Source organism: Nocardia sp. NBC_01009 (genome assembly GCF_045208035.1).
Classification (GTDB): domain Bacteria; phylum Actinomycetota; class Actinomycetes; order Mycobacteriales; family Mycobacteriaceae; genus Nocardia.
Map to the genome: position 1 here is coordinate 1,255,490 of NZ_CP108695.1, position 9,392 is coordinate 1,264,881.

The following is a 9,392-nucleotide window of genomic DNA, read 5'->3' on the forward strand; positions in this document are numbered from 1 at the left end:
AATTTGCAGCAGGTCTGATGGTCGAGTCGATACGATCGAAGGGCTAGGTTCCTCCAATCGAAGTCGATTGGCCCTACTCCATCGAGGGGAAAATCAACATGGCGGACTTTGCATTCACAGATTATTCCGGCAAGGAATTCATCATCCGGCTCAACAATGAACAACGGATATCCGAAGCCCGTCGAATTCTGTCCGGCGAGGAAACCATGTCGGTCCACGTGATGGGCCGAATCAGGAAAACCACCGTGAACTACAACCCGGGCTGGAGCTTCCATCTCGACCCGGACACGATCACCTTCTTCACCATGGCGATCGAGGTGTGCGACTCGAGCATCACCTACACGGAGGACCACCTGGATGAGGCCTGCGGTGCCTTCCTGCCCGGGTGCTTCTGGTGTCCGTGGTCCTCGCGGCTCACCCGCGAAATTACCGCCTGAGCGGGCCTCTTCGAGGAAAATCGCGCTCGTTGGGTGCCGGTACGGCACCCGTCCGAAACTCTGTCCGACGGTCCCGTGTGCGCAGTGTCACTGCGCACACGGATCGGACGAACGATGCCCGATCGATCGACATCCGGAATGACACACCGGCATTCGGCCCGATGAAGTTCGGGCGCTCGAACTCGGTGCAGCGACCGATTCAGGCCAGCTTGCGAGAACGAAGTTCGTGGCCCTTCGAGGTTTTACAACGCCCCGATTCCAGATCCCACTGCCACCCGTGCAAATTACACAGGAGCGTATTGCCCTCGACGACACCGAATTTCGAAAGGTCGGCCTTGAGGTGTGGGCAGCGGCGCTGCACTTCCCAGCCGTCGAGTTCGGTGGACGCGGAATCGTCGTGCGCCTCGGCGAACCAGCCGTCGGCATAGGCGATGCGCTCGTCGGTGAGGCATTTGAAGAACGTATAAAGGAATTCGTTGTACCCGCCGATGCGCCACGCCTGGAATCGGGTGGACAGGAAGATGGTATTCACCCAGTCCGGCTCGTTGTCGCGCAATACCGTGCGCACCAATTCCGGGGCGATGCGGAAACCGTAGCGATACTTGCCTTCGCCGTCGACCGGACCGCGCACCACGCGCTTGGGGAAGTCGAGCACCACGGTCTCGTCGCCGATGACGAGCCCCACGGGGTAGCCGATGCCGTCGCAAATCAGGTCGCTCTGCGCCATGATCGGCTCGAACAGGGCCTGCAACGGCTCCAGTAGCGGCTCACCGGTCGCCGGCGCCCAGCTCGCCTTCTCCGCGGCCAGCACCGGCGCGAGACGCTGCGCCATCTTTTCGATGTATTCGGCCTTGTTGTCGTAGATCAGGCCCGGTTCGAACGGATGGGTCAACTCCAGCTCGGAACCACGCACATCGGCGACCGAGCCGGGGATCATCAACAGCCCGCCCTCGTTGCCGTGGATGCGCATCTGTTCCAGGAACACCATCTGGTCCGGGAAGATATTGCCTTCGTCGCCGCGGTCGTCGTTGAGGTAGCGCAGCTCGTCGTCGAGGAACACCGGCGGCCCCGCCGACGGCACCACCCAGGTGGCGCCGACCTGCTCGATATAGCTGCGGCACCGGTCCATGCCGCGCTGCCGTTTCTGCTTGCCGAAGTTCGACTTGGTGCGGCTCGGGATGTCGTAGACCATCGGGTACCAGATGGCGCCCGAGTACTGCAGCAGATGAATGTCGATCTGGCCGAATGCGTCGTGCAGCACATCCATGTCGACCGGCCGGGCGTCGTTCATGTTGAAACAGGTGGTCACGCCGTCTGAGACGATAATCCCGGAGTCACCGATCGGCCCGTCTGCCGGCGCGCGCAACGCGATGATCATGATGTCCAGCTCGCCGCCCGGACCGGTGATCGTGTGCTTGACCGAGTCCTCGGTCTCGAAGAACTTGGTGAAACCGAGCAGCTCCAGTTCGCGCTTCAGATCCGGCACCGGGTAGTCCGGCAGCAGCACGGTCGCGTCCTTGTTGACGTGCTGCGCCAGCGTGACGGCGTCGAAGTGGTCGCGATGCAGGTGCGAGACGTACAGGAAGTCGCAATTGCCCAGCTCGTCCCAGTCGAGCTGGGTGTTGTCGGGGAACGGGAACCACGAACCGAAGTAGGCGGGGTTGACCCAGGGATCGCAAAGGATCGACCCGGCCGCGGTGCGAATATGGAATCCGGCGTGTCCGACGCTGGTGATCTGCACGAGCTGCTCCTCCTAGCCGTTACCAGCCATCCAGAGTAGTGGCTATGGCGAAACGTCGCCGATGCAGTAGCCCTTGGAGCCCTCGTGACCATCGGTCAGGGTGAAAGTCCGCGTCTGGGTCACTCCGGCGGCGTTGGTGACGGGCACCTGCACCGCGATGTAGTCCGCGCGCAGTCGCTCCGATTGGATTTCCTGGTCGGCGAACTTCGTGGCGCCGGTCAGCTTGCCTGCGTTGTTCGCCAACGGCGCGGCGCTCGGTTTGCCGGTGCCGGTGGGGTCCCAGGTCGCCGGGCTCGCCTTGCACACGAGCGGGTAGGTGCCCTCCTTGTCGGAGGGGTCGAGCGGAGCGCCGACAGATCGGGCCAGATACCGGCGCACGGTGTGCCTGGCATCGGCGTCGTTCAGGCCGGCGTCCTCGCCCGCCGCAATCACTCGCGGGCAGGCGTAGCCGGTGTCGGCGGCGGCGCGGTCGATGGTGACTGCGGTGGTCCTGGTCTTCCAGGTGACGGTGTCCTCGGTCGCGACGCCGGGCTGGGCGAGGGCGTTGAGGATGGCCTGCTTGCCCTCGTACATGTCGGCCACATTTCCCGGGGCCATGGACCAGCACTTGGCCTGCAGCGCGGTGATCGTTTCGGTTTGCAGGTCGGCGGCCCAGCGCTGCACCGCGGGTGCGGCGGCCGGGAGGCCTGGCACCGCTGCGACCTGCGGGGCGTTCGCGGGAATCGGCGGGCGGGCCGAGCTGCTCGGTGCGGTCGGGGCGAGGATGGGCGATGTGGTGGTCTGCGCCGTGGCGCGCGCGGGCTCCTCATTGGGAATGCCGACGGCCGAATCGCAGCCCGTGAGCAGGACCGCTCCGGCGACGACGAGTCCGCCGACCAGGCTCCTGCTAATGCGTGGCGTTGTCCGTAGGTCGCCGTGGCGAGGGGCGCTGCGCTGCTGGTGCGCTGCCCCGTCGTGCTCGAATTGCCTTGTCCGGTCACGATAGCGCGGGTCTTTCCGGTCGCGTTCACGCGTTATCGGTCGGGCGCGGTCCACTTCCAAGGTCCTCTTTCGTAGGTCTTGCTCTCGGGCCTATCGGGCGAATCCCGGGTCCGGTTCGGCGCTCGCGAGACAGCGCGCGCGGCGGCGCTCTGCCGGATGGGACAGTCTGCGACTACGCTAGCGGAATTGTGGAACCCGTCTACCGGACGATCATCGGCCTGGCCCGTACCGTCTTCTTCGTCGAAGGTCTGAAATTCACCGTCAAGGGTGAGGAGAATATCCCTGCCCGGGGTGGTGCCGTAATCGCGGTCAACCACACCGGATACATGGACTTCACCTACGCCGGGCTTCCGGTGCGCACGCCTAAGCGCTACATCCGCTTCATGGCCAAAAAAGAGGTGTTCGACAACAGCATCTCCGGGCCGATCATGCGGGCGCTCAAGCACATTCCCGTGGACCGATCGGCGGGCGCCGACTCCTACCAAGCAGCGGTCGAGTACTTGCGCAAGGGCGAGCTGGTCGGCGTGTATCCCGAGGCGACCATCAGCCGCAGCTTCGAGATCAAGGACTTCAAGTCCGGCGCCGCGCGCATGGCGATCGAGTCGAATGTCCCGATCATCCCGATCGTCATCTGGGGTGCGCAGCGAGTGTGGACCAAGGGTTTCCCGAAGCGCCTCGGCCGCACCAACACTCCGATCTCCATCGCGGTCGGCGCACCGATCCAGCCCTACGAGCCCGCGGCGGACCTCACAGCCCAGCTGCGTGCCGCAATGCAGGAAATGCTGCTCGATCTTCAGCGCGACTACCCGCACGAGCCGGGCGCCTACTGGGTTCCCGCCCGCCTCGGTGGCAGCGCGCCCACCCTCGAGGAAGCCGACGCCATGGATGCCGCGGAAGCCGAGGAGAAGGCGGCCCGCCGGGCGGAGAAGGATTCTCGATAGGGGAGCTATGGCGCGGGAACTTGTCTACGGCCTTCTCGCCCACCTGGTCCGCGTGGTATTCGCCATGCAAGCACGCGGGTCGATATCGCAGGATCGGATTCCGCGCCCCGCCATGAAGCACTACAACACAATCGGCGTCGACCGCACCGCTGGTGCCGAGTCCGGCGATCGCGCCGCCCACGTACTGCGCGACGGCGAAGCCGTATCCCGATAGCTGCCGCGCGGCCGAGCGCCAGAGGCTCGTTGTCGAAGCACCGTGAGTGGCACATGGCTGCGGCCGTTGTCGAGTGGTGCTCTCGTTGGCGTGCCACTTGCCGGGTCGGTGCGGGCTGCTGTCGAGAGGTGCTCCCGTTGGTGTGCCACTCGCCCGTCGGTGCGGGCCGTCGTGACACGGTGTGGCGGCCGAAGCCGGCTGTTGTGGCCGGTAACCGTGAGGTGCGATGGCAGGCCGATCATCCTGCCGTCTCCTGGGGACAGTGTCTGTGGTTGGGCGACGCTGATCAGGGATCTGTTCGGGCCGACCATGGCGACCGTTCTCACCATGCTGGCCGAATGTGCGGGAGGGGAGATGAACGTGGCTGCGGCGACGTCGAAGTGGGCTCTGGCCGATGTCCCGTTCGGGGTGGGCGGTCAGGGGTGATCGAGCGGTTGACAGGGGGTGGGCGCGGGGAGGTTGCCGCGGAGGAAGGAAGTCGGGGGGACGCCCATGAGACTGCGGAAGTCAGCGGTCATGTGGGATTGGTCGTAATAGCCGGTGGTGGTGGCTAGTTGGGCCCATGGGGTGTTGCCCGCATGGGCGAGGATGCGGCGGACTCGGCCGATGCGAGCGTAGTGCTTGGGGGAGACACCGACACCGGTGGTGAAGAGGTTGCGGAGTTGGCGTTCGCTCACGGCCAGGTCGGCGGCCAGTTCGTGGACCGGGGTCGGTGTGGCGGTGGACATGGCGGCGACGGCGGCGCGCAGCAGGGTCCGGTGGGCGCGCTGGGTCGGGTCTTCGGAGATGCGTCGGGGGAGGACGTCTGCCAGGAAAGGCAGCACCTCCTCGGGTGTGAGGCGCGTCAGCTCGTCGGCCAGATCGGCTGCGACACCGGGAAAGTCGGCGAGCCGGAACACCCGGTTCGCCAGGTCGGTTGCCGGTACACCCAGCAGCTGACGGGTGGCTCCCAGTTCGAGTCGAAGGCGCACGCATCCGGCCGGCTTCTCGGCCCTGGAGTAGGTCGCCTTGGTGTGCGGGCCGACGACCATCGCCTCGCGGTGGCCTGCCGCCTCGGCACGCAGCACAATGGTCGTCGCGACGTGCGGCACATGCGTGAAGGGCACCGAGACGTCGGCGACGGTCGGGATGTGTCCCAGCTCGGTGATCCACGGCCGCAAGGATTCGGGCGCTGCCACCGTGGTCTCGATGAGCTCGTCGGTCAGCGTGTGCGCCGGATACGTGGTGGTCACCCGATCAACTGTAGGCAGTTCGAGGCCGTCCAGGTGTGCCGAAATTTCCTATAGACCGCGGGGCGGCGACGGCAGGCTGGCCATCATGATTCTTATTACCGGTGCCACTGGAACCATCGGCAGCGAAATCGTTCGGCAACTCGCAGCGCGCGGCGAGCAGGTCCGTGCCGTGACGCGAGACCCGCAACGGGCACAGCTACCCGCCGAAGTCGAGGTGGTGCGCGGCGACTACACCGACACCGCGTCGATGGCCGCGGCCATGTCGGGCGCGGACGCCGTTTTCATCGTCGGCGTGCTCGGACCGGACGACGCCGAAACCGACCGGGCATTGGTCGCCACCGCCAAGGCGGCCGGAGTCCGCCGAATCGTGAAACTGTCGGCCATCGGCACCGGCGAGCCCGAACTCGGACGAGTTGGTACCTGGCACATTCCCGGTGAAAACGCCGCGCGCGAAAGCGGCCTCGAGTGGACGATCCTGCGCCCGAGTTCTTTTGCTTCGAACACCCTGAGCTGGACCGATGCGATCCGCTCCGGTCAGCCAGTGCCCAACCTGACCGGTTCGGGCAGCCAGGGCGTCATCGACCCGCGCGACGTGGCCGCAGTGGCCGCCGAGGCGCTCCTCGTGCCCGGCCACTCGGGTCGCGTCTACACCCTCACCGGCCCGGAACTGCTCACCGGCCCGGACCAGGCTGCCGTGTTGGCCGCTGTCCTCGGCCACCCGGTGCAGTCCATCGACGTCGCCGAAGACACCGCCCGCGAACACATGCTTGCCGCAGGCATGTCCGTGGAATTCGCCGATGGCGCCCTCGCCGGCCAGGCTTACGTCCGCGCGGGCGGCAACGCGGTGCTCACCGACGACGTCCACCAGGTCCTCGGCCGCGCCCCACGCACGTACGCCGAATGGGCCACCGACCACGCGACCGCATTCGGTCCGGTGGCGAACCCGGTTGCTCAGGGATCTCGGTAGTCGCCCGCACTGCTGACCGTGGTTCGGCTCAGCGGACTCGACCACCCTCAGCGGTGAGCCGGACTCGCGGTTTTCGCCGGGACGGGCGAGTAGGTGGCAACGCCGCCCACACCGGACGATGTCCAGTGCGCCTCGTTGCATCCACTCCAGCGCGCAGTTGCGTCGGCCGGAATCCGGTCGTAGTCCAGCGCGGGGTCTCGTCGATTCCGGGCATCCCGCGACGTCGCGTCGCGGTTGGTGTCAGAGTCGTGCCCGCCGCTTGGCGGTCAGCGGCACGTAACCCAGCAGCACGCCCCCGTACACGGTCATGTAGTCGATGCCCCGCTCGGGCCATCGAGGGTGCGGCCGCCGTCGTAGAGAACTCGAATAGTGTTGCTGTGCAAGCGAATACAGATCAATCAGTGCACATCTGACGGCTGATCCGACAAGTGCTTACCGACGATCCGTCGCCCCGGATTTCCGAAATCCGGGCCGCACCTACTACAGTTCAACGTCGCAGAACATGCACGGCCGGAATCGGATCGCGCAGGCAATGCACGCGGATGTAGCGCAGTGGTAGCGCATCACCTTGCCAAGGTGAGGGTCGCGGGTTCAAATCCCGTCATCCGCTCTTACGAGCCCGGTTCTTCCGGATCGCGACGCCAGGGTGCACGCACATCCCGCAGGCTGGGCGCGCCTGGCACCAGGTCCGGCAGATCCGGCATCGCGTCGGCCCCCGCAGCGATCGGGGCGGTAATCGCCGCGTTCTGCTCGTTCGCGAGCCGCGCCGCCTCCTGTCCCGCTTCGGTGACAGATCGACCCAGCTTCTCCGGAGTACTGCGCAATGCCTCCTGCGCGAACTGCACATCGGTGAGGACACCGCCGCCGTCCACGGTCACGGTGACCAAACCGTCGGCCGAACTCGCTGTAGCCCGCACTGCGGCCAGCTGCTCGTATACCTCGGTCACCTGCGCTTGCTGCTCGGCGAGGGCATCCAGGATGAAATCGACCTGGTTGCGCATCCCGAAGTTGCTCGAGCGCAACCCATCGCACTCCCATTGCTCCATCGGTAACTACTCCTTCGAACCTGATCCGGCTACCGAACCATGGCGTTCGGAGAACCGCTGTGTGAAGTCGGCAATGTAAATCCCAGGAGCGATGGACGACGACGAGGGCTCCAGCACCCCATCGTCGCCGATGTAGAAGATCGCCCGGCCGATAGCGATCTCGTCCTCGGCCACCGGCACGTACACCATCCACCCGACGTCGAACCGGTCGGCAACCAACTGGGACAACGGATATCCCGAAGTGTCCAGCCCACGTCCGGTGATGTAGTCCCGTACCCGAGCGATCGCCTCTTCCGCCGGCATCGGCTCCGGCGTCGTCGATACCAGCCCAGCCGCCGAGTACTGATAGAGCGCGCCGTCGATATCGAAGCGCCCGTCATCGCCGAACACCTCGACCAGCGTCGCACGGGTCACCGAGCCCGTCTCGGCGGCAGCCAACAGCGCCGCGATCGCCTCCGTCGCATCATTGTCGGAATCGTCGGCAACCAGCCTCGCGACGATCCCTATCGTCGTATCGCCCGTCCACACCCCTGGCAGGGCCGTCGCGCAATCACCAGCGCCGGGGGACTGTCCTCGATACCACCGCCCCGCCTCCCACCAGTAGCAGAACGACAGCAGTCCCGAGGCCGTGCGCGGATTCAGCACGGAGTCGACCACCCAATCCGGTGCCCCCGCATAGAGTTTCGGCATCGGCGCGCCACCGTTGTACACGGCATCCAACGTGGGTGCATTCCACACTCCACCCGACAACACGCCCCGCCCCGCAGGCAGCGCATACAACGTCGACCCACCCCGACCGGACCCCTCGAACACACCGGCCCACGGAACTATCCGAGGCCCCCAATCCGACTTGGCCGCAACAAATGCCGCCGAGATCGTCGCCCACCGCGCCCACATCACCGGGAACGGCGGAAACTCGTTCTCCGCCAACACCGCCCACACCCGCTCGGCCCGGTCGGCCCGAGCCTGGGCCGCAGCCTGCTGTGGCGTGCGCAGCTGTCGGTCACCATGGCCGATATGCGCGGCCAACCACACCGGCAGCTTGTCACGTGGATACGCCTCGAGGTCAGCGCGATACACCTCCGGCGCGAACAACTGTCCCGCAGGAAATGGCTCCTCACCGTAGTCGTAGTCGACCTCCAACTCCCCGGAACTGCTCAACACCACCAGCATTCGCCACCACGGTCCTGCCTCGGACCCCGCCGCAACCGCACGCAGCTCCCGCACGAGTGCGAGCACCACCTCCGGCGGATCCATCGGCACTGCTTGCTCACCCATGGAATACACAAGCTGGGCGATCTCGCCCACCACCGTGACCACGAATACCGCATCCACCCGCTGCCAGCCCGTGGGCCCGTGCGCCGCCAATGCGCGGGCAAGGGGCTGCTCAGCGGTCAGCCCGCTCGATTCGTCTGCCAAATCCATCTCCTCACAAGCATCGGGTGGCTGACAGCCGGCAAACCCCGAAGTCGGATACTTCCACAATCGCCCGAGCAGGGCTGCTTTCGATCCAAGCTCACGCACGCCGCCGAGGACGGGGCGTCGACGCCGATGCTGATGCGGTTGAGTGGGCACACCTCGGTGCGGTCCCTCGGCAAGTACTCGCGGCCGTCCGGCGCTGATCCGGTGGCAGGCCCAGACCGACCCCGCGCGCAAGCGGCGGGGGTGACGCGAAATATGGTGCGGTGACAGCGAAACAGGATTGGCAACGCTGCGGGAGTACGGCTCAGGTCACCTACAGCCCGCAGATGGAACGTATGTAAATCCGCCCCCAACGGGATCATCGCTGACGGGCACCCATGAAGCGCCGCCGTGGCGTCTGCTCATTCAGGC

The 9,392-nt window shown here is 66.0% G+C and carries 9 protein-coding genes and 1 tRNA gene; 5 read left to right on the top strand and 5 right to left on the bottom strand.

What is annotated here, in order from left to right; genetic code table 11:
- Window positions 1–98 precede the first annotated feature (98 nt).
- Window positions 99–437: a calmodulin gene (locus tag OHA42_RS05630; RefSeq protein ID WP_406235139.1), complete on the top strand. Its 339-nt coding sequence runs from the start codon at window positions 99–101 to the stop codon at window positions 435–437.
- Window positions 438–636: 199 nt separating this feature from the next.
- Here OHA42_RS05630 and OHA42_RS05635 read toward each other — a convergent pair whose 3' ends face one another.
- Both OHA42_RS05635 and OHA42_RS05640 read right to left on the bottom strand, forming a co-directional pair.
- Window positions 637–2,178 (bottom strand): Rieske 2Fe-2S domain-containing protein, encoded by a 1,542-nt coding sequence (locus OHA42_RS05635; RefSeq protein ID WP_406235141.1) that lies wholly within the window; start codon window positions 2,176–2,178, stop codon window positions 637–639.
- A gap of 42 nt (window positions 2,179–2,220) precedes the next feature.
- The gene (locus OHA42_RS05640) at window positions 2,221–3,213 is read right to left on the bottom strand and encodes a hypothetical protein (protein WP_406235143.1); all 993 of its coding nucleotides are present in this window, start codon (window positions 3,211–3,213) and stop codon (window positions 2,221–2,223) included.
- Window positions 3,214–3,347: 134 nt separating this feature from the next.
- On the opposite strand from OHA42_RS05640, the gene OHA42_RS05645 reads away from it, so the two are divergent.
- Together OHA42_RS05645 and OHA42_RS05650 are read left to right on the top strand one after the other, a co-directional pair.
- A complete protein-coding gene (locus OHA42_RS05645) occupies window positions 3,348–4,100 on the top strand; it encodes a lysophospholipid acyltransferase family protein (RefSeq protein WP_406235145.1) in 753 nt (250 codons plus the stop codon).
- A 7-nt stretch (window positions 4,101–4,107) separates the two neighbouring features.
- Window positions 4,108–4,314, top strand: coding sequence for a hypothetical protein (locus tag OHA42_RS05650; RefSeq protein WP_406235146.1), 207 nt, complete (start codon window positions 4,108–4,110; stop codon window positions 4,312–4,314).
- 416 nt (window positions 4,315–4,730) lie between these two features.
- Here the strand turns inward: OHA42_RS05650 and OHA42_RS05655 are convergent, their stop codons facing one another.
- Window positions 4,731–5,546 (bottom strand): helix-turn-helix domain-containing protein, encoded by an 816-nt coding sequence (locus tag OHA42_RS05655; protein WP_406235148.1) that lies wholly within the window; start codon window positions 5,544–5,546, stop codon window positions 4,731–4,733.
- Between the two features lie 85 nt (window positions 5,547–5,631).
- Here OHA42_RS05655 and OHA42_RS05660 point away from each other — a divergent pair, with 85 nt between their 5' ends.
- Both OHA42_RS05660 and OHA42_RS05665 read left to right on the top strand, forming a co-directional pair.
- On the top strand, window positions 5,632–6,513 hold the full coding sequence (locus OHA42_RS05660) for an SDR family NAD(P)-dependent oxidoreductase (protein ID WP_406235150.1): 882 nt from the start codon (window positions 5,632–5,634) through the stop codon (window positions 6,511–6,513).
- A gap of 538 nt (window positions 6,514–7,051) precedes the next feature.
- Window positions 7,052–7,123, top strand: a tRNA-Gly gene (locus OHA42_RS05665).
- A 1-nt stretch (window position 7,124) separates the two neighbouring features.
- Here the strand turns inward: OHA42_RS05665 and OHA42_RS05670 are convergent.
- Together OHA42_RS05670 and OHA42_RS05675 are read right to left on the bottom strand one after the other, a co-directional pair.
- Complete coding sequence (locus tag OHA42_RS05670; protein WP_406235152.1) at window positions 7,125–7,559, bottom strand: YbaB/EbfC family nucleoid-associated protein; 435 nt, start codon at window positions 7,557–7,559, stop codon at window positions 7,125–7,127.
- A 6-nt stretch (window positions 7,560–7,565) separates the two neighbouring features.
- Complete coding sequence (locus OHA42_RS05675; protein WP_406235154.1) at window positions 7,566–8,978, bottom strand: hypothetical protein; 1,413 nt, start codon at window positions 8,976–8,978, stop codon at window positions 7,566–7,568.
- Window positions 8,979–9,392: the final 414 nt, after the last annotated feature.

Bases quoted from the DNA above. Each gene is read 5' to 3' on its own strand.
- OHA42_RS05630 (WP_406235139.1), top strand. From the start codon at position 99: ATGGCGGACTTTGCATTCACAGATTATTCCGGCAAGGAATTCATCATC.
- OHA42_RS05650 (WP_406235146.1), top strand. From the start codon at position 4,108: ATGGCGCGGGAACTTGTCTACGGCCTTCTCGCCCACCTGGTCCGCGTG.
- OHA42_RS05660 (WP_406235150.1), top strand. From the start codon at position 5,632: ATGATTCTTATTACCGGTGCCACTGGAACCATCGGCAGCGAAATCGTT.
- OHA42_RS05670 (WP_406235152.1), bottom strand. From the start codon at position 7,559: ATGGAGCAATGGGAGTGCGATGGGTTGCGCTCGAGCAACTTCGGGATG.